The organism is Pseudomonas kribbensis, assembly GCF_003352185.1.
GTDB lineage: Bacteria > Pseudomonadota > Gammaproteobacteria > Pseudomonadales > Pseudomonadaceae > Aquipseudomonas > Aquipseudomonas kribbensis.
Window position 1 is genome coordinate 5,585,518 of the sequence record NZ_CP029608.1, and the last position, 17,578, is coordinate 5,603,095.

A 17,578-nucleotide genomic window follows, 5' to 3' on the forward strand; every position below is an offset into this window, starting at 1 on the left:
TCAGCGGTCTGGCGCAATCAACTGGCAGAGTTTGGCCGTCGCCTCGATCATCTGCCCGCTTGGACGCTCCAGACCTTTATCGGTGACCAACAGCAACTGCCTGTGCCTCACCGCCGCCACCTGCGGCCAGGCATTCCACGCATCCAGTTGCGGCTGATCGCCGGCCAGAATCACCTCGGGATCACGCTGTAATACGGCTTCGATGCTCACCTGCGGCGCCGGCAGCGTCAGGTCGGCAAACACATTGCGTGCGCCGCACACTTCAAGCGCATCGCTGATGATCTGCCCGCCGCCGATGGTGTACAGCGGCTTGTCCCAGACTTGATAGAACACCCGCAGCGGCGTTTCCCGTCGATAGCGCTGGCGCAGCTCATCAGTCTTGCGCCGCAGCTCGGCCGCCCGTTCAACCCCGCGCTCAGGACGACCGAGCTGCGCAGCGATGGCTTCGATCTGCATGGTCAACTGCTCGAAACTGTGGGGTTCGGCAACGAAGGTCGGAATGTTCAGGCGCTTGAGCTGATCGCGCTGGGCCGGGCCGACACTGCCGGGCCACAGCAGCAACAAGTCAGGTTTGAGGCTGAGCAGCCGCTCCATGTCGAGCTGGCCATAACGGCCCACCGAAGGCACATCCTTGATTGCGGACGGTCGGTCACCGGCATCCAGCACGCCCACCAGCAGGTCGGCCGAATCCAGTTCAACAACAATTTCAGACAAGGATGGCGCGAGACTGACCACCCGCAGGGCGGCCAGGGTTTCGCTGCTGACGGCCAGCAGCAGTACCGCCAGCCAGAGACGACGCATCAACCGAGTTGACGCGGGATACGGTAGAGGTAGAACAGCACCGCCGTGGACAGCGCCAGCAGCATCAGCGGCACGGCCTCCAGGCCGACGAACACCGCCAGTGCGCCGATCCACGCCGGCAACCCCGCCGCCAGAAACGCCGTGCGACGACGAGCCGCGAGGGCAATCCACGCAGCGGGTTCATCCGGGGTATCGAGGGCTTTTTGCGTGGCGATCAGCGCATGTTTGTAGCGGCCGAAGAACTTCAGGCTGACAAACATCGAGGCCACACCGGCAATGAACAACGGCATCGCCAGCACCGGCATGATCGCTTCGCTCTCGCCGAATACGGCGTTGAGCACGAACAGCGGCACCAGTGCCAGCGCCAGGTATTTCCACCAGGCGACCGACAGGCGGCGGCGCACCTGACCGCGGGTCACGCCCGGTCTACCTCGCCCTGATGTTCATTGCCCATCATGTGGTCGAGCTTGCTGGCCTTGGTCGCCAGGTAGAGTTTGTTGTGCGGGTTGTGGCCGGTGTGCAGCGGTACGCGCTCGGCGACGACAATGTTCATGTCAGTCAGGGCTTTGACCTTGCGCGGGTTGTTGGTCATCAGGCGCAGGGATTTCACGCCCAGATGCTCCAGCATCGGCAGGCACATCGCGTAGTCACGCTGGTCGGCGGCAAAGCCCAGGCGCTCGTTGGCTTCAACGGTGTCGGCGCCGCCGTCCTGCAATTCGTAGGCACGGATCTTGTTCAGCAGGCCAATGCCACGACCTTCCTGACGCAGGTACAGCAACACGCCACGACCTTCGCGGGCGATCGCCTTCAACGCAGCTTCCAGTTGCGAGCCGCAGTCGCAACGCTGGCTGAACAAGGCATCGCCGGTCAGGCATTCGGAGTGCAACCGGCCGAGTACCGGGGCACCGTCGGCAATCTCACCCAGGCTCAGCACGACGTGCTCGCGGCCGGTGGCTTCATCGAGAAAACCGTGCATGGTGAATTGCGCAAAAGGCGTTGGCAGCTTGGAAGCGGCGACAAAAACGACAGGCACCGGTGTGCTCCTGATCTAAAAAGTCCGAGATTCGCTGGGCGGCATTGTAACAGCAGGTTCCGGCAGACGCTTAGGCTGAATTATCGGCCATAACGATCAAAAAGTTTGATGACTGGCCTGCCGTCATTGCCCCCGGTCGAACGGATACGGCTGTTTCCAGCGTTCGAAGATGGGCTTCAATTCGCCGCTTTTCACCAGCTGATCCATGCGCTGGTCATAGATCGACATCAGCGCACGGGCCTGAGGGGTGTCGGCGAAGCCGAGGTACAGCGGCAACTCAGCCAGATGCGAATAACGGTATTGCGAAGGGTCGGCGGCATTTCTCACCACCGCTTCGATTTCCGTCAGCGCATCGATGTAGTAATCCGCCCGCCCCTGCTTGAGCATCGACAGGATCCCGGTGCGGCGTTCGATCTGGTTGTAGCGCTTGATGTTCGGCAGGTAGGTCTCGTATCGATAACCCCGCACCCAGGCCAGCCGGTATTTGCCGAGAGTGGCCTCGGTCGGTGCCGGGTTGCTGGCCAGGCCCAGTGCGTAGATGTGATCGGAATCGAAGTTCCATTTGGGATACAGAACCTGCTCGGCCTCACCGCGATAGGAGCCGACCAGCGCGTCGACTTCCTTCAACTGCACCAGGCCCACCGAGCGGGTATACGGCACGGTACGGATATCCAGAGTCACGCCGGCGGGTTCGAACACCTTGCGCAGCACGTCCCAGCCCAGGCCGTGGCCATCGGCGGCGGTGTAGTCTTCCCAGTCTTCACTGGCCAGGTGAATGACCGACGGCGGCGCATCCTGTGCATGGGCAACCGCACCCAGCAGGATAAAAAACAGTATCGCCAACCCGCGTCGAGCCATCCCTGTGTCCCTCATCCACGCCCTGAAATCAGGCGAAAATCCACACCAGCCCCTGCATCGCCAGCCAGGCGAACACGCCCGCCAGCACGTCGTCGAGCATGATGCCGACGCCGCCATGCACATGCCGGTCGATCCAGCGGATCGGCCACGGCTTGAGGATGTCGAAGAAGCGGAACATCAGGAACCCGGCGAGCAACCAGTACCAGCCTTCCGGCACCAGCCACAGAGTGATCCACATCCCGACCATCTCGTCCCAGACGATGCCCTCGTGGTCGTGCACCCGCAGATCGTCGGCCACCTTGCCGCACAGCCAGAAGCCGAACAGCATGGTGATCCCGAGCATCAGCCAGTAGCCCCAGTCGGGCAACATCTGCCACAACGGAATAAAGGGTAGCGCAACTAACGAGCCCCACGTGCCCGGTGCTTTCGGCAAGGTGCCCGAACCGAAGCCGAATGCAATGAAATGCCAGGGATTGCGCCAGACCGACGGCGGAACGAATTCCCCGGGAACCTGTTTCGGGTGATCTGTCACGGTGACTCCTGAAAATGTTGATAACCCCGGATTTGCGGGGTGATGTCATGCCCTTCGCGGTCCAGCAGCACCACGCCCTGCCCCTCGGCCACGCGCCCGATCACGTGAATCAACCAGCCATCTGCCAGCAGCGCCGGCAATTCGACGGACGGCAAGGTAAAGGCCAGCACGTAATCATCGCCACCGCTCAACGCCGCACGTTCGGCGCCGCGCTGGCCAAGAAACGCCACCAGCGCGTCCGACAGCGGCACGCGCTCGCGTTCGACTTCGAGGCGAACCTTCGAAGCCAGTGCGATATGGCCGCAATCGGCGAGCAGGCCATCGGAGATATCCAGCGCCGAAGTGGCCTTGCCGCGCAGGGCCTGACCGAGGGCCAGTTGCGGTTGCGGCGACCAGTAGTGATCGAGCAGCGGCTGGGCGATGTGCGGTTCAGCCTCGCGCTGGCCAAGCACCAGCGGCAAGGCCCCGGCGGCATTGCCCAGCTCACCACCGACGCACAACAGATCGCCGGGCTGCGCGCCGCTGCGAGTCAGGGCCTGGCCGGCCGGGACGCGACCGAACACGGTGACGGTCAGGCTCAACGGTCCGCGCGTCGTGTCACCTCCGACCAACGTCACACTGCAGCTTTGCGCCATGCGGTTCAAACCACGGGCATAGGCTTGCAGCCAATCGGCAGTTACCGTCGGCAAAGTCAGGGCAAGGGTAAAGGCGACGGGCGTGGCGCCCATGGCAGCGAGGTCGCTGACCGCTACAGCCAGCGAGCGCTGACCGAGCAGAAACGGATCGCAGGGATCGGCGAAATGCACGCCGGCCACCAGCGTATCGGTGGAAATCGCCAGCTGTTCCCCGGAGGGAACCGCCAGCAAGGCGCAGTCGTCACCGATCCCCAGTGCAACGCCCTCGCCGCCCTGCGCACAAGGCGCGGCGGCGAAGAAATTGCGGATCAGCTCAAACTCGCCCATGAGGTATCAAGCGCGTTTTAGCGCTTGAACGCCTTCACTTCAGCTTCACGCAGGCGTGGTGCCAGCTTGTCGAGCACGCCGTTGACGAACTTGTGGCCGTCGGTCGAACCGAAGACCTTGGCCAGTTCGATACCTTCGTTGATCACAACGCGGTACGGCACGTCGACGCGCTTGAGCAGTTCCCAGGTGGACAGGCGCAGAACCGCCAGTTCAACCGGGTCCAGCTCTTCGATCGCCAGGTCCAGGCAAGGCTTGAGCGCGGTGTCGATTTCGGTGCGATTGGCCGGAACCCCGTGGAGGATTTCGCGGAAATACGCGCCGTCGACATCGGTGAAATCGTTATCGACCCGGAACTGCGCTTCGATCTCGTTCAGCGAAGCCTTGGCCATGTGCCATTGATACAGGGCCTGAGTCGCGAGCTGACGGGCTTCGCGGCGCTTGGCGCTCTTCGATGGCTTGCCGGCATCCGCAGGTTTCGGATCGCGCGGGTTGAAACGATCGCTATCGTCGCTAATCACTTGGCCTCCAACTGCGCCAGCAGGCTGACCATTTCCAGAGCGGACAGGGCAGCTTCAGCACCTTTGTTGCCGGCCTTGGTGCCGGAACGTTCGATGGCTTGCTCGATGGAATCAACGGTCAGGACGCCGAAAGCGACCGGTACGCCGAATTCCATGGACACCTGGGCCAGGCCCTTGGTGCATTCGCCAGCCACGTATTCGAAGTGCGGAGTGCCGCCACGAATGACCGCGCCCAGGGCGATGATTGCTGCGAACTCGCCTTTCTGGGCGACTTTTTGCGCAACCAGCGGGATTTCGAAGGCGCCAGGTGCGCGGATGATGGTGATGTCGCTTTCGCTCACGCCGTGGCGAACCAGGGCATCAACTGCACCGCTGACCAGGCTTTCAACCACGAAGCTGTTGAAACGGCCCACTACCAAAGCGTAGCGGCCTTTAGGGGCGATGAAGGTACCTTCGATGGTCTTCAGGGTCATTCGTCAGATCTCTTAAAGAGCCGGGACGCGTCTGTTTCGCGTCCCTCAGTGATTTATTTGCCGCGAATTCGGGTCCGGAAACAACCGGTCATTATTCGGAGGGCACGTATTCTACAACTTCCAGATCGAAACCGGATATCGCATTGAACTTCATCGGTGCCGACATCAGGCGCATTTTGCGTACACCGAGGTCACGCAGGATCTGCGAACCGGCACCGACGATGCTGTAGGTGGTCGGTTTTTTCACCGCCGCCTGATCGCCGGTTTCACGGATGTGCGCCAGCAGCACGTCGCCATCCAGCGGGTGACCGAGCAACAGCACCACACCGCTGCCGGCCTCGGCAACCGCAGCCATGGCGGCGCGCAGGCTCCAGCGGCCCGGCTGTTTGACCATCAACAGGTCGCGCAGCGGGTCCATGTTGTGCACGCGAACCAGGGTCGGCTCTTCGGCGCAGACGGTGCCCAGGGTCAGTGCCATGTGCACGTCGCCTTCCACGGAATCACGATAGGTCACCAGGTTGAATTGGCCCAGTTCGCTGTCCAGTGGCTGCTCGGCAATCCGCTGAACGGTACGTTCGTGGATCATCCGGTAGTGAATCAGGTCGGCGATGGTGCCGATCTTGATGTTGTGCTCAGCCGCGAAAGCTTCCAGTTCGGCGCGACGGGACATGGTGCCGTCGTCGTTCATCACTTCGCAGATCACGCCGCTCGGCTCGAAACCGGCCATGCGCGCCAGGTCGCAGGCGGCTTCGGTGTGGCCAGCGCGGGCCAGGGTGCCACCGGCCTGGGCCATCAGCGGGAAGATGTGGCCAGGGCTGACGATGTCTTCGGCTTTCGCGTCTTTCGCCGCGGCCGCTTGCACGGTCCGTGCGCGGTCAGCGGCGGAGATGCCGGTGGTCACGCCTTCGGCGGCTTCGATCGACACGGTGAACTTGGTGCCGAAACCGGAACCGTTGCGCGGCGCCATCAGCGGCAGCTTCAGGGTTTCGCAGCGCTCGCGGCTCATCGGCATGCAGATCAGGCCACGGGCGTGCTTGGCCATGAAGTTGATGTGCTCGGCCTTGCAGCATTCGGCGGCCATGATCAGGTCGCCTTCGTTCTCGCGGTCTTCGTCATCCATGAGGATGACCATCTTGCCTTGGCGGATGTCTTCAACCAGTTCTTCGATGCTATTGAGCGCCACAAGGCACCCCCTTCAGTCAGGATTTGAGGTAGCCGTTGGCGGCCAGAAAGCTTTCGGTGATGCCACCGCCAGGCTTTTGTGAAGAGTCAGGCTCAGCGGCCCTGTCGCCCATAAGCAGACGCTCCAGATAACGCGCCAGCAAGTCGACTTCCAGGTTCACCCGGCGACCTGGCTTGTAGGACGCCATGATGGTTTCGCTCAGGGTGTGCGGAATGATCGTCAGCAGGAATTCGGCGCCATCGACCGCGTTCACGGTCAGGCTGGTGCCGTCGACGGTGATCGAGCCTTTGTGGGCGATGTACTTGGCCAGCTCCTTCGGCGCGCGGATGCGAAATTCCACGGCGCGGGCATTGTCGCTGCGCGAGACCACTTCGCCGACACCGTCGACGTGACCGCTGACCAGATGTCCGCCGAGACGGGTGGTCGGGGTCAGGGCTTTTTCCAGGTTGACCGGGCTGCCGCTTTTCAGGTCATTCATGGCGGTGCAGTCGAGGGTTTCGCGACTGACGTCGGCGGCAAAGCCGTCACCCGGCAGTTCAACGGCGGTCAGGCATACGCCGTTGACCGCGATGCTGTCGCCGAGTTTGACGTCGCTCAGGTCGAGCTTGCCGGTTTCGACATGCACCCGCACATCACCGCCCTTTGGGGTCAGTGCGCGGATACTGCCGATGGATTCGATGATGCCGGTAAACATGGGGTTCTCCTTGAGAACGAAGCCAGCGCTAACGCGATGGCCGGGAATTATACGCTCGCCGATGAGACAGGGATTGCAGTGACTCGCCAGTCATCGCCAACCGCGCGAATTTCAGTGATTTTCAGCTCCGGCGCATCCTTCATATAGGCTAGCGGCCAGTCCAGCAGCGGACGCGCCGTGGAGCCGAGGAACTTGCCGGCGATGAAGATCACGAACTCGTCGACCAGACCGAGCCGGGCAAACGCGCCGGCCAGTCGCGGGCCGGCCTCGACCAGCACTTCGTTGACGCCACGGTTGGCCAGCTCGATCAGCAATTGATGCAGATCGACCTGCCCGTCATCACCCGGCACGATCAGGCATTCCGGGCCATGGGCGTACTGTTCTTCGATGGCCACGCAGGTGGCGACCAGCGCCGGGCCGGCCTTGAAGAACGGTGCATCCAGCGGCACTCGCAGGCGTCCATCGATCAACACCCGCAGCGGCGGACGGCTCAGGGCCAGCGCGGTTTGTTCAACATCCAGCCCCAGCTCATCGCCGCGGACGGTCAGGCGTGCGCCATCAGCCAGCACCGTGTCGGCGCCGGTCAGCACCACACTGGCCTGGGCGCGCAAGCGCTGCACCGCCGAACGTGCGGCAGGGCCGGTGATCCATTGGCTTTCGCCGCTTTCCATCGCCGTGCGACCGTCGAGGCTCATGGCCAACTTGACCCGCACGAACGGCAAGCCGTGTTCCATGCGTTTCAGAAAACCTTGATTGAGCTTGCGCGCCTCGCTTTCCAGCACACCGCTTTCAGTGGCAATGCCGGCATCGGCCAGACGCTGCAGACCGCGCCCGGCGACTTGCGGATTCGGATCGCGCATCGCCGCGACCACCCGACCGACACCGGCATTCACCAGCGCATCGGCGCAGGGCGGTGTACGGCCGTGGTGGCTGCAAGGTTCGAGGGTGACGTAAGCGGTCGCGCCCCGGGCCAGCTCACCGGCGGCGCGCAGGGCGTGGACTTCGGCGTGGGGTTCGCCGGCGCGCTCATGCCAGCCTTCGCCGACAATCTGCCCGTCGCGCACGATCACGCAGCCGACCCGTGGATTGGGGTGCGTCGTGTAGTGCCCTTTGCGCGCCAGCTCCAGGGCCCGGGCCATGAAACGGGCGTCGAGGATGGCCTGCTCGGCGGCGGTGGTCATTCTTTCACCGGTTCACGGGCGAGACGGTCGATCTCTTCGCGGAACTCGTTGAGGTCCTGGAAGCGACGGTACACGGAAGCGAAACGGATGTAGGCGACTTCATCGAGCTTTTGCAGCTCGGCCATCACCAGTTCGCCGACCACGAGGGATTTGACCTCGCGTTCGCCGGTGGCGCGCAGCTTGTGTTTGATGTGCACCAGCGAGGACTCGAGACGCTCGACGCTCACCGGACGTTTCTCCAGGGCGCGCTGCATGCCGGCGCGGAGTTTTTCTTCGTCGAACGGTTGGCGGCTGCCGTCGGTTTTGATCAGGCGCGGCAACACCAGTTCGGCCGTCTCGAACGTCGTGAAACGTTCGCCGCAGGCCAGGCATTCACGCCGGCGGCGCACCTGTTCGCCCTCGGCGACCAGACGCGAGTCGATGACCTTGGTGTCGTTGGCACCGCAGAAGGGACAGTGCATGGTGGCTGGCAACAAAAAAAGGGAGGGCCATGGTAGCGCATCCCGGTGGCAAGACAAGCCATAGGCTTTGCGGTATACAGACTGCCATGATCGTTTGATCCATGGATTTCATTTTGACGGAGCCACCAATGTCGCTACGACCGCTCGTTTTGCTCAGTGTTTTCGCCCTGCTGGTGGCCTGTGGCAGCGATAAGCCCAAGCCGCAGCCACCAACGCCGGGCCCGGCGCCGCAACAGGCGCAGAAAAAGGCCAAGGAAGCAGCCGACCTCGGCCCGCTGCCCGCGTATCAACGGGAACTGAGCGGCACCCTGCAAGGCGTGCCGGCGGGCGCCGAAGTCGAACTGGCGCTGCTGGTGATCGACGAGAAAGGTCGCCCGCAACAATTGCTCGCCAGCTCCAGCCTGATCGGCAACAACCAGGTTCTGCCGTTTCGCCTGCGCTTCAATCCTGATGCGTTCCCGGTCGGCGCGCGGGTTGAACTGCGTGGCCGCGCCACTCAATCCGGCCAGTTGATCCTGCACCTGCCGTCGCAGACCATCAGCCAGCCGACCACTCAGGCCCTGGGCCAACTGCAGTTTGTCAAAGCGCCATGAATGCACCGCTGGACCTGCAACAGGCGCTGGGCGAACTGCTCGGTGATGCCCGGCTGAAAGCCTGTGCGTTGCCGGATACCGATTTGCAGCTGTGGCTGATCGACGGCGACAACATGGCCCGGGAATTCAGCCCGGACGAAACCCGGCGGATCCTGCACGAGCCGCCGTACTGGAGTTTCTGCTGGGCCAGTGGTCTGGCGGTGGCGCGTTATCTGGCGGAATTTCCCGAGTGGGTCCGTGGCAAACGCGTACTGGATTTCGGCGCCGGTTCCGGGATCGCCGGGATTGCCGCCGTGAAGGCCGGCGCGCTGGAAGTGGTGGCCTGCGACCTCGATCCGCTGGCGATTGCCGCGTGCCAGGCGAATGCCGAACTCAATGATGTGCAGATGAGCTACTCCACGGATTTCTTCGCCGAGGCGGATCGCTTCGATCTGATCCTGGTGGCCGACGTTTTGTACGACCGCGAGAACCTGCCGCTGCTCGACGCCTTTCTCAGTCGCGGCCGCGAAGCATTGGTAGCGGATTCGCGGGTCAGGGATTTCCGTCATCCACTGTACCGGCGCATTGAAATGCTCGAAGCCATGACCCTGCCGGATCTGGCCGAGCCCGAAGAGTTTCGCCATGTCAGCCTCTACCACGCGGCCCGCGCCTGACCGTATAGTTGCCCCATTCACGCTTTTACGAGATCCCCCATGAGTCAGCAAACGCCGTACATTTTCGACGCCACGACGGCCGACTTCGACCAGTCGGTGATCGAGGCCTCCTTTCAAAAACCGGTGCTGGTGGATTTCTGGGCCGAATGGTGCGCGCCGTGCAAGGCGCTGATGCCGATGCTGCAAGGCATCGCCGAGAGCTATCAGGGCGAGTTGCTGCTGGCCAAGGTCGATTGCGACGTCGAGCAGGACATCGTTGCCCGTTTCGGTATCCGCAGCCTGCCGACCGTGGTGCTGTTCAAGGACGGTCAACCGGTGGACGGTTTTGCCGGCGCCCAGCCGGAATCCGCCGTGCGTGCCCTGCTTGAACCGCATGTGAAGATGCCACCGCCGGCAGCGGCTGATCCGTTCGAACAAGCCCAGGCGTTGTTCGACGAAGGCCGTTACGCCGATGCCGAAGCGGCACTGGTGGTGATGCTCAACGAAGACAACACCAACGCCAAGGCGCTGATCCTGTATGCCCGCTGCCTGACCGAACGCGGTGAACTGGGCGAAGCGCAAACCGTGCTCGACGCGGTCAAGAGCGACGAGCACAAGGCTGCATTGGCCGGCGCCAAGGCGCAGATCAAGTTCCTCGGCCTGGCCCGTGACCTGCCGGATGCCGCCGACCTGAAAAGCCGTCTGGCGCAGAACCCGCAGGACGATGAAGCGGTGTATCAACTGGCGATCCAGCAACTGGCCCGCCAGCAATACGAAGCGGCACTCGACGCCCTGCTCAAGCTGTTCATCCGCAACCGCAGCTACGGCGAAGGCCTGCCGCACAAGACCTTGCTGCAAGTGTTCGAACTGCTGGGCAACGATCACCCGCTGGTGACCGCTTACCGGCGCAAGGTGTTTGCCGCGCTTTACTAAGCGCTTACTCGATCCAGCTGTAGAGCGGCGTGTCTCCGCCGCTCGCCACTTTCACGTCCGACGAATGCCGCAGGCGCACCAGCAAGCGCTTGCCCGCCGCCGCGCTGCCGGTCAGCCCCTCGAGCTGATCCAGCAGTTCCGGCCCGCTGAGTTGCCCGGCCTTGCGCAGCAAATCCCTGGCGACCTGCCACACCGCGTCATCCTGATTCACCGGTTTCGTCACAGGCGCTGCAGCGGCTTGCGGCTGGGCCGTTTGCACCTGCACGCCAAACTGCGCACCGAGCCGCGCCCAGTCGCTTTCATCCAGTTCCAGGGTCAAATCCACCGGCAACTCACCGACGGTTCCGCGTATTCGCAACATAACTTCGCTCCCGCACATTTCTGACCTGCATGCTCCCATGGGACTTGTGTAACGCCAAGTGTCAGGAGCTGGCGATGCTTGCCTTATCGGCTACATTTCTTCTTTTTTTCATGGGAAGGAACCCCATGTCTTCAGGAAGAAAACTGGCGTCGAAGGGAGGCCCCACCTCTACAGGTGGTGTGATTCTCGAAGGAAACGAAAACCTGCGTATCGAAGGCAAAATCATCGCCTCGATCGGGCAACTTGCCAGTTGCCCGGCATGCAGCGCTGGCCAAGGACCGATTGTCGCCGTTGGCGAAAGAACTCTGATCCTGCCCGCCGGCCCGGCTGCACTGGAGGGTGACTATATCGCCTGCGGCTGCCCGCCCATGGCCAACAAACTGCTCACTCAGCAACACAGCGGCTTCGCCGGCATTGGCCGTCCAGCTCCCATCGATATGGGCCCTTCGATTACCGCCCCGACTTCACGTCGCTATCTGCAAGTCATCATCGAACGCCTGGACGACTCCCAGAAACCAGGACTTGCCTACAGACTCAAAGACAAGAAAAAAACAGCCGTCCTGCAAGACATCACCTGTAATGCAACAGGCGAAGGCTGCGAACACCCTGTGGAAAGCCATTCGGATTACGACACTCTGTTGGTCGGTGAAGAGTCCGAGTGGACGTTTTACGCTTATGAAGAACCCCTGAATCAGGACTTGCCATGAAGTCGGAAATCAAACTCGTCTTTAAAGACTTTCTGATGCAGCCACCAAAAGGCGTGAAGTTTCAGTTGCTGATCGACGGACTTGTCATTGATGACAACATCGTTCAAAACGATGACAAACCCCGCATCTACTCGCTCGTTTCGGACAAGACTCAAACCGCTATTACTCGCTCGGACGCCCAGAAACTACCTTCGATAAAGAGCCGTGACAGCTACGAAGTCACTGTTCAAATTGTTGGTAACTCCGGCGCAAAAAAGGCAATGCATACAGCCACGCTGAATTCAGGTAAATCGCTGTCGATAGTTGCAGTATCACCTTGGGTAAAAGTGCCCCTATCAACCAGCGGCAAAGTCTCTAACGACACATTCTACGAGGTCGAGTATGGCGTCAAACGGAGGGATGAAACCCGCACCGTAAAGGTGGTCATCCAAGACATGCCGCGCCGCATACTGATGGAGGCACTATCACACCGAGGTTCGACTGAATGGGCCGGCAACAAAGTCAAACATTCTTTACCGCATCCAACGCTTAAGAAAAGCGTGGAGTTCAGGGCGGAATCAAACAAGTGCAATGTGTTCGTCTATGACGTATTGACTGCCATCGGTGTCAACGTGGCAATGATCGAACATGGCTCTTCGAAATACATCCCGGGCTATTCCAAAGTGAGCCCGCCAACCGCTGGGGAATGGGCAGATGAGAACCGGCTGCTCAATAGTTGGAGCGCAGAAAAATCACCCCTGCCCGGAGACGTTGGTGCGTATGCTGTCAATTACTCTGATGCCAGCGGTCACGTCGGATTTGTTCTGACTCAGGGTGTCTGCATTTCAGCAAGCTGGGACAAAATCGAAGTCAACGACGTAGGCTTTCGAATCGCATCGGGTAATGCTGCTCGCAGTGACCACGACTTCACCATCTTCCGACGTTACAAGTACAGCAAACCACAATGAAACGACTCTGGATAATCCTGGCTGCTTCACTCCTGCTCGTTGTGGCATGGCGCTTTTGGTCGCCTGCCGACCTCTCAGCCTGCACTTCCGAAGGCGCAGCACCAGGGCCGTTGACCGCCATCGTTCACAATTACTTTGAAAGTAATAGGCGTATCGGATGGCGGGATATGGATGACCGCTTCGACATACTTTCTACTCCCGAAGGCCAAAAAGTTGCCGGCCAACCAATGCCGTACGCCTGTGAAGCGTTACAGATACTGCAGAGTCCCGCGTTCAGTGAAAGTGAAAAAATCTTCACTACGGCGTTGATGTTTCAGTTGCCGATCAGTCAGTACATGGGCTTCATGGATCGCAGCCATCAACTCTACTCAGAGCACAGAATAGATCCGGAGGTCATGAAGGTGGTGGTACTTCCGCGCGGCACCGCGATCAACTACTGGTGGCTTCCAGCCTGGCGCCAGCGCTTCACTCGCGATGCTCCGAATTTGCTCGACGAAAGTCTGATCCGCCATGTGCTGACGGGAGGCTACTGGTTCGACCATCCCGGCGCCGGATTCTGATTCAAAAATCGTGACATTCAATCCACGTACCGCTCCGGGAACATCCCGGACGGTGCTCAGTCATGCCTTGCGCAAAGCGTTTCGGGCGGGCAAACTCTGCGCACTTTCGTTATAAGATTACATAACAAACTCTTCACTTTACTTCCCGGAGTTCGCCATGCGTCGTCTGCTGCTCGCTTTGCCGTTTGCCCTGTTGCCGCTGGCCATCGCCCAGGCCGCCGATGAGCACGACCATGATCACGAACATGGCAGCCTCGGCGCCCACGAGCATGGCGTAGGTCGCCTGAACGCGGCGCTCGATGGCCAGACCCTGGAGCTGGAGCTGGAAAGCCCGGCGATGAACCTCGTGGGCTTCGAACACGCCGCCACCAGTGATGCCGACATGGCCAAGGTCGCTGCGGCCCGTGCGCAGCTGGAAAAACCATTGGCGCTGTTCAGCCTGCCGGCCGCTGCCGGTTGCAAAGTCGCCAGTCAGAAACTGGAAAGCCCGCTGTTCGGTGACAAGCCGGATGCCGACGATCACGACGACGATGACCACGACGAAGACGCCAAGGGCGGTGAAGCGCATCACCACGACCACAGCGAAATCCACGCTCACTACCAGTTCACCTGCGCAGCTCCGGGCGCCTTGACTACCCTGGATCTGGCGAACATTTTCAATACCTTCCCGGCGACCCAGAAAATTCAGGTACAACTGATCAGCCCGAACGGCCAGCAAGGCACGGAAGTGACGGCCAAATCCGCCGCCCTGAAATTCTGATCACGAACCGGCACCATGACCCAAGCACTCATCGAACTGTCCGACCTCGGCTTCAACTGGCCCGGTCACCCGCCGCTGCTGGATATCCCGGCGTTTCGTCTGGAACCGGGTGAAACCCTGTTCCTCAAGGGCCCCAGCGGCAGCGGCAAGACCACCCTGCTCGGCCTGCTCGGCGGGGTGCAGAAGCCCGGGCGCGGCAGCATTCGCCTGCTCGGCCAGGAACTGACCGAACTGGGTGCCGGCGCTCGCGACCGCTTTCGCGTCGATCACACCGGCTACATCTTTCAGCAGTTCAACCTGCTGCCGTTTCTCTCGGTGCGCGAGAACGTCGAGCTGCCCTGCCACTTTTCGAAACTGCGGGCAGACCGTGCGAAGCAACGTCATGGCAGTGTCGATCAGGCCGCCGCCACCCTGCTCGCCCACCTGGGTTTGAAGGACGAAGGCATTCTTGGCCGTCGCGCCGATTCGCTGTCGATCGGTCAGCAGCAACGGGTCGCCGCTGCACGCGCATTGATCGGTCAGCCGGAACTGGTGATCGCCGACGAGCCGACCTCGGCGCTGGATTACGACGCCCGGGAAAACTTCATTCGCCTGTTGTTCGCTGAGTGCCGTGAGGCCGGTTCGAGCCTGTTGTTCGTCAGCCACGACCAGAGTCTGGCGCCGCTGTTCGACCGTCACCTGTCCCTGGCCGAACTCAATCGCGCCGCCACGTCTGCCGAGGTCTGAGATGTATCTGTTCCGTCTGGCCATGGCCAGCCTCGCCAACCGCCGCTTCACCGCTCTGCTTACCGCTTTCGCCATCGCCCTCTCCGTCTGCCTGCTGCTGGCGGTGGAGCGGGTGCGCACCGAAGCCAAGGCCAGTTTCGCCAGCACCATCAGCGGCACCGACCTGATCGTCGGCGCCCGTTCCGGTTCGGTGAACCTGCTGCTGTATTCGGTGTTCCGCATCGGCAACGCCACCAACAACATTCGTTGGGACAGCTTCGAACACTTCGCCAGCAATCCGAAAGTGAAGTGGGCGATCCCGATGTCCCTCGGCGACTCCCATCGCGGCTACCGGGTGATGGGCACCACCGAAGCCTATTTCGAGCATTACCAGTACGGTCGCCAGCAGCATCTGGAACTGGCCGACGGCCGTGCCTTCGCTACCGATCCGTTTGAAGTGGTGCTCGGGGCCGAAGTGGCCGAGGCGCTGCATTACAAACTCGGCGACAAACTGGTACTGGCCCACGGCGTGGCGGCGATCAGTCTGGTCAAGCACGACGACAAACCGTTCACCGTGGTCGGCATTCTCAAGCGCACCGGCACACCGGTGGACCGCACGTTGCACATCAGCCTCGGCGGCATGGAGGCGATCCACATTGACTGGCACAACGGTGTGCCGGCCCGTGGCAACGGGCGGATCAGTGCCGATCAGGCGCGCAACATGGACCTGACGCCGCAGGCGATCACCGCGTTCATGCTCGGCCTCAACAGCAAGATTTCCACCTTCGCGCTGCAACGGGAAATCAACGAATTCCGTGGCGAGCCGATGCTGGCGATCCTGCCGGGCGTGGCCTTGCAGGAACTGTGGAGCCTGATGAGCACCGCCGAAAAAGCGTTGTTCGTGGTCTCGCTGTTCGTGGTGCTGACCGGGTTGATCGGCATGCTCACGGCGATTCTCACCAGCCTCAACGAGCGTCGTCGCGAGATGGCGATTCTGCGCTCGGTGGGCGCACGGCCGTGGCACATCGCGAGCCTGCTGGTGCTGGAAGCCTTCGCCCTGGCGCTGACCGGGGTGATCGCCGGGCTGGCGCTGCTGTACATCGGCATCGCTGCGGCACAGGGTTATGTGCAGGCCAATTACGGGTTGTATCTGCCGCTGGCATGGCCAAGCGAGTATGAATGGACGCTGCTCGGTGGCATTCTGGCTGCCGCGCTGCTGATGGGCAGCGTGCCGGCCTGGCGCGCGTATCGCCAATCATTGGCCGATGGCCTGTCGATCCGTTTATGAGGATGTTCACCATGCCCCGCGCTGTCCTTGCGCTGCTGATGCTGGTCGCCCTGCCCGTGTGGGCAGCGGCACCGAAAGACCTGACCTGGTCGGAGATGATCCCGCCGGACGCGGCGCCCGAAGTGCCGAACATGACGCCGTTGCATGACCTGTCGAAGATGAGCGATGCGCTGTCCGCCGAGTCGGCACCAGCCGCCAAGCAGGACATGCCCAACGCGCCGGTGGTGCAAAGCCTCGACGGCCAGAACATTCGCCTGCCGGGCTACATCGTGCCGCTGGAAGTCAGCGAGGAAGGCCGCACCACGGACTTCCTGCTGGTGCCGTATTTCGGCGCCTGCATCCACGTGCCGCCACCGCCGTCGAACCAGATCGTGCATGTGAAAAGCGAAGTCGGCGTGAAACTCGACGAGCTGTATCAGCCGTACTGGGTCGAAGGGCCGTTGCAGGTCAAACCGTCTACCAGCGAGCTGGCGGATGCCGGCTATCAGATGGATGCGGACAAGATTTACGTCTATGAGCTGCCGGAGTAATTCCGGCAATCAGTTATAGCCCGCCAATTCGGCTTCGCGAGAAAAGGTTCCACAAAAAAACCGCCCATCACTGTTTCATTGAGCTGAGTCAAAAGACCGTATCAGACGGATTCGTACCATAGGACATCAAACATTTTTAACGTCCTTTGGGAGCTTCCATGAACAAGTCCTTGCTCAGCGCTTCGCTGTTTGCCCTCGCGCTCGCAGCCCCGCTCGCCCACGCCCACGAAGCCGGCGACATCATCGTTCGTGCCGGTGCGATCACCGTCAACCCGAAGGCCGACAGCTCCAGCGTCAAGGTCGATCAGGGTCCGCTGAGCGGCACCAACCTGGGCGGCAAGGCGACCATGAGCAGCGACACCCAACTGGGTCTGAACTTCGCCTACATGCTGACCAACAACATCGGTATCGAGCTGTTGGCCGCATCGCCGTTCGAGCATGACGTGAAGATCAAGGGCACTGCCCTGCCGGCCGCCAACGGCAAGCTCGGCACCCTGAAACACCTGCCGCCGACCCTGAGCGTCGTCTACTACCCGCTGGATTCGAAGTCGGCATTCCAGCCGTACATCGGCGGCGGCATCAACTACACCTGGATCTACGACGAGCACGTCGGCAGCGAAGCCCAGTCCAACGGCTTCAGCAACTTCAAGGCGAAAAACTCCTGGGGCCTGGCCTGGCAGGTCGGCGCCGACTACATGCTGACCGACAACATCATGCTCAACGCCCAGGTGCGCTACATCGACATCGACACCCGCGCCACCGTCGAGAACAACGCCGTGGCTCCGGGCACCCGCGCGAAAGTGAATGTCGACGTCGATCCATTTGTGTACATGGTCGGTCTGGGCTACAAGTTCTAAGCGAGCAAT

24 protein-coding genes are annotated in these 17,578 nt (G+C 61.6%); 11 read left to right on the forward strand and 13 right to left on the reverse strand.

The features are described 5' to 3' along the window. From DLD99_RS25520 to nrdR, 12 genes are all read right to left on the reverse strand, one after another. Positions 1–801, reverse strand: a complete 801-nt coding sequence (locus DLD99_RS25520) for a cobalamin-binding protein (protein WP_114885794.1) — start codon at positions 799–801, stop codon at positions 1–3. Beyond that, entirely contained in the window at positions 801–1,220 is a 420-nt protein-coding gene (locus tag DLD99_RS25525; RefSeq protein WP_114885795.1) for an MFS transporter, read from the reverse strand. The genes DLD99_RS25520 and DLD99_RS25525 overlap by 1 nt, the downstream gene beginning before the upstream one ends. Further along, on the reverse strand, positions 1,217–1,834 hold the full coding sequence (gene ribA, locus DLD99_RS25530; protein ID WP_065259552.1) for a GTP cyclohydrolase II: 618 nt from the start codon (positions 1,832–1,834) through the stop codon (positions 1,217–1,219). The genes DLD99_RS25525 and ribA overlap by 4 nt, the downstream gene beginning before the upstream one ends. Before the next feature lie 123 nt (positions 1,835–1,957). After that, positions 1,958–2,692 (reverse strand): substrate-binding periplasmic protein, encoded by a 735-nt coding sequence (locus tag DLD99_RS25535; protein WP_085712319.1) that lies wholly within the window; start codon positions 2,690–2,692, stop codon positions 1,958–1,960. A gap of 28 nt (positions 2,693–2,720) precedes the next feature. Then, positions 2,721–3,224 carry a phosphatidylglycerophosphatase A family protein gene (locus DLD99_RS25540; protein WP_065259550.1) on the reverse strand — a complete coding sequence of 168 codons (504 nt, stop codon included), beginning with the start codon at positions 3,222–3,224 and terminating at the stop codon, positions 2,721–2,723. Then, positions 3,221–4,186, reverse strand: a complete 966-nt coding sequence (gene thiL / locus DLD99_RS25545) for a thiamine-phosphate kinase (protein ID WP_114885797.1) — start codon at positions 4,184–4,186, stop codon at positions 3,221–3,223. Before thiL ends, DLD99_RS25540 begins: the two co-directional genes overlap by 4 nt. Before the next feature lie 17 nt (positions 4,187–4,203). Beyond that, positions 4,204–4,704: a transcription antitermination factor NusB gene (gene nusB / locus DLD99_RS25550; RefSeq protein ID WP_085712321.1), complete on the reverse strand. Its 501-nt coding sequence runs from the start codon at positions 4,702–4,704 to the stop codon at positions 4,204–4,206. Then, positions 4,701–5,177 carry a 6,7-dimethyl-8-ribityllumazine synthase gene (gene ribH / locus DLD99_RS25555; protein ID WP_003228649.1) on the reverse strand — a complete coding sequence of 159 codons (477 nt, stop codon included), beginning with the start codon at positions 5,175–5,177 and terminating at the stop codon, positions 4,701–4,703. Before ribH ends, nusB begins: the two co-directional genes overlap by 4 nt. Positions 5,178–5,268: 91 nt before the next feature. Further along, positions 5,269–6,360 (reverse strand): bifunctional 3,4-dihydroxy-2-butanone-4-phosphate synthase/GTP cyclohydrolase II, encoded by a 1,092-nt coding sequence (gene ribBA / locus DLD99_RS25560; RefSeq protein WP_065259547.1) that lies wholly within the window; start codon positions 6,358–6,360, stop codon positions 5,269–5,271. Between the two features lie 16 nt (positions 6,361–6,376). Further along, positions 6,377–7,054, reverse strand: a complete 678-nt coding sequence (locus DLD99_RS25565; RefSeq protein WP_114885799.1) for a riboflavin synthase — start codon at positions 7,052–7,054, stop codon at positions 6,377–6,379. Between the two features lie 47 nt (positions 7,055–7,101). After that, a complete protein-coding gene (gene ribD / locus DLD99_RS25570; RefSeq protein ID WP_114885801.1) occupies positions 7,102–8,235 on the reverse strand; it encodes a bifunctional diaminohydroxyphosphoribosylaminopyrimidine deaminase/5-amino-6-(5-phosphoribosylamino)uracil reductase RibD in 1,134 nt (377 codons plus the stop codon). Next, a complete protein-coding gene (gene nrdR, locus DLD99_RS25575) occupies positions 8,232–8,696 on the reverse strand; it encodes a transcriptional regulator NrdR (RefSeq protein WP_003228656.1) in 465 nt (154 codons plus the stop codon). Before nrdR ends, ribD begins: the two co-directional genes overlap by 4 nt. A gap of 128 nt (positions 8,697–8,824) precedes the next feature. Between nrdR and DLD99_RS25580 the strand changes: the two genes are divergently transcribed. Genes DLD99_RS25580 through trxA form a run of 3 tightly spaced genes read left to right on the forward strand, consistent with a single transcriptional unit; the run spans position 8,825 to position 10,854 of the window. Then, on the forward strand, positions 8,825–9,289 hold the full coding sequence (locus DLD99_RS25580) for a hypothetical protein (RefSeq protein ID WP_114885802.1): 465 nt from the start codon (positions 8,825–8,827) through the stop codon (positions 9,287–9,289). Next, complete coding sequence (locus DLD99_RS25585) at positions 9,286–9,942, forward strand: class I SAM-dependent methyltransferase (protein WP_114885804.1); 657 nt, start codon at positions 9,286–9,288, stop codon at positions 9,940–9,942. The genes DLD99_RS25580 and DLD99_RS25585 overlap by 4 nt, the downstream gene beginning before the upstream one ends. 39 nt (positions 9,943–9,981) lie before the next feature. After that, complete coding sequence (trxA, locus tag DLD99_RS25590) at positions 9,982–10,854, forward strand: thioredoxin (RefSeq protein WP_102620873.1); 873 nt, start codon at positions 9,982–9,984, stop codon at positions 10,852–10,854. A 4-nt stretch (positions 10,855–10,858) separates the two neighbouring features. On the opposite strand, the gene DLD99_RS25595 is transcribed toward trxA, so the two are convergent. Further along, complete coding sequence (locus DLD99_RS25595) at positions 10,859–11,215, reverse strand: hypothetical protein (RefSeq protein ID WP_114885807.1); 357 nt, start codon at positions 11,213–11,215, stop codon at positions 10,859–10,861. Between the two features lie 74 nt (positions 11,216–11,289). On the opposite strand from DLD99_RS25595, the gene DLD99_RS29465 reads away from it, so the two are divergent. The 8 genes from DLD99_RS29465 (at position 11,290) to DLD99_RS25640 (ending at position 17,569) form a co-directional block, all read left to right on the forward strand. Then, positions 11,290–11,922 (forward strand): PAAR domain-containing protein, encoded by a 633-nt coding sequence (locus DLD99_RS29465; RefSeq protein WP_244220757.1) that lies wholly within the window; start codon positions 11,290–11,292, stop codon positions 11,920–11,922. Next, entirely contained in the window at positions 11,919–12,869 is a 951-nt protein-coding gene (locus DLD99_RS25610; protein ID WP_114885808.1) for a CHAP domain-containing protein, read from the forward strand. Before DLD99_RS29465 ends, DLD99_RS25610 begins: the two co-directional genes overlap by 4 nt. After that, entirely contained in the window at positions 12,866–13,429 is a 564-nt protein-coding gene (locus DLD99_RS25615; RefSeq protein WP_114885810.1) for a hypothetical protein, read from the forward strand. The genes DLD99_RS25610 and DLD99_RS25615 overlap by 4 nt, the downstream gene beginning before the upstream one ends. Before the next feature lie 157 nt (positions 13,430–13,586). Next, positions 13,587–14,189, forward strand: a complete 603-nt coding sequence (locus DLD99_RS25620; protein WP_114885811.1) for a DUF2796 domain-containing protein — start codon at positions 13,587–13,589, stop codon at positions 14,187–14,189. A gap of 15 nt (positions 14,190–14,204) precedes the next feature. After that, complete coding sequence (locus DLD99_RS25625; RefSeq protein ID WP_085712329.1) at positions 14,205–14,915, forward strand: ABC transporter ATP-binding protein; 711 nt, start codon at positions 14,205–14,207, stop codon at positions 14,913–14,915. Position 14,916: 1 nt separating this feature from the next. Continuing rightward, positions 14,917–16,182 carry an ABC transporter permease gene (locus DLD99_RS25630; protein ID WP_064599744.1) on the forward strand — a complete coding sequence of 422 codons (1,266 nt, stop codon included), beginning with the start codon at positions 14,917–14,919 and terminating at the stop codon, positions 16,180–16,182. 11 nt (positions 16,183–16,193) lie between these two features. Then, positions 16,194–16,712 (forward strand): DUF3299 domain-containing protein, encoded by a 519-nt coding sequence (locus DLD99_RS25635; RefSeq protein ID WP_085712361.1) that lies wholly within the window; start codon positions 16,194–16,196, stop codon positions 16,710–16,712. 158 nt (positions 16,713–16,870) lie between these two features. Next, positions 16,871–17,569 carry an OmpW/AlkL family protein gene (locus tag DLD99_RS25640; RefSeq protein WP_114885812.1) on the forward strand — a complete coding sequence of 233 codons (699 nt, stop codon included), beginning with the start codon at positions 16,871–16,873 and terminating at the stop codon, positions 17,567–17,569. The last annotated feature ends 9 nt before the right edge of the window (positions 17,570–17,578 follow it).

What these genes read in the sequence shown, in the direction of transcription:
- trxA (WP_102620873.1), top strand. Translation starts at nt 9,982, where the DNA reads ATGAGTCAGCAAACGCCGTACATTTTCGACGCCACGACGGCCGACTTC.
- DLD99_RS25565 (WP_114885799.1), bottom strand. Translation starts at nt 7,054, where the DNA reads ATGTTTACCGGCATCATCGAATCCATCGGCAGTATCCGCGCACTGACC.
- DLD99_RS25585 (WP_114885804.1), top strand. Translation starts at nt 9,286, where the DNA reads ATGAATGCACCGCTGGACCTGCAACAGGCGCTGGGCGAACTGCTCGGT.
- ribH (WP_003228649.1), bottom strand. Translation starts at nt 5,177, where the DNA reads ATGACCCTGAAGACCATCGAAGGTACCTTCATCGCCCCTAAAGGCCGC.
- DLD99_RS25640 (WP_114885812.1), top strand. Translation starts at nt 16,871, where the DNA reads ATGAACAAGTCCTTGCTCAGCGCTTCGCTGTTTGCCCTCGCGCTCGCA.
- DLD99_RS25595 (WP_114885807.1), bottom strand. Translation starts at nt 11,215, where the DNA reads ATGTTGCGAATACGCGGAACCGTCGGTGAGTTGCCGGTGGATTTGACC.
- DLD99_RS25535 (WP_085712319.1), bottom strand. Translation starts at nt 2,692, where the DNA reads ATGGCTCGACGCGGGTTGGCGATACTGTTTTTTATCCTGCTGGGTGCG.
- DLD99_RS25615 (WP_114885810.1), top strand. Translation starts at nt 12,866, where the DNA reads ATGAAACGACTCTGGATAATCCTGGCTGCTTCACTCCTGCTCGTTGTG.
- DLD99_RS25610 (WP_114885808.1), top strand. Translation starts at nt 11,919, where the DNA reads ATGAAGTCGGAAATCAAACTCGTCTTTAAAGACTTTCTGATGCAGCCA.
- ribD (WP_114885801.1), bottom strand. Translation starts at nt 8,235, where the DNA reads ATGACCACCGCCGCCGAGCAGGCCATCCTCGACGCCCGTTTCATGGCC.
- thiL (WP_114885797.1), bottom strand. Translation starts at nt 4,186, where the DNA reads ATGGGCGAGTTTGAGCTGATCCGCAATTTCTTCGCCGCCGCGCCTTGT.
- nrdR (WP_003228656.1), bottom strand. Translation starts at nt 8,696, where the DNA reads ATGCACTGTCCCTTCTGCGGTGCCAACGACACCAAGGTCATCGACTCG.
- DLD99_RS25635 (WP_085712361.1), top strand. Translation starts at nt 16,194, where the DNA reads ATGCCCCGCGCTGTCCTTGCGCTGCTGATGCTGGTCGCCCTGCCCGTG.
- DLD99_RS25620 (WP_114885811.1), top strand. Translation starts at nt 13,587, where the DNA reads ATGCGTCGTCTGCTGCTCGCTTTGCCGTTTGCCCTGTTGCCGCTGGCC.
- DLD99_RS25520 (WP_114885794.1), bottom strand. Translation starts at nt 801, where the DNA reads ATGCGTCGTCTCTGGCTGGCGGTACTGCTGCTGGCCGTCAGCAGCGAA.
- DLD99_RS29465 (WP_244220757.1), top strand. Translation starts at nt 11,290, where the DNA reads ATGCTTGCCTTATCGGCTACATTTCTTCTTTTTTTCATGGGAAGGAAC.
- DLD99_RS25625 (WP_085712329.1), top strand. Translation starts at nt 14,205, where the DNA reads ATGACCCAAGCACTCATCGAACTGTCCGACCTCGGCTTCAACTGGCCC.
- DLD99_RS25580 (WP_114885802.1), top strand. Translation starts at nt 8,825, where the DNA reads ATGTCGCTACGACCGCTCGTTTTGCTCAGTGTTTTCGCCCTGCTGGTG.
- DLD99_RS25630 (WP_064599744.1), top strand. Translation starts at nt 14,917, where the DNA reads ATGTATCTGTTCCGTCTGGCCATGGCCAGCCTCGCCAACCGCCGCTTC.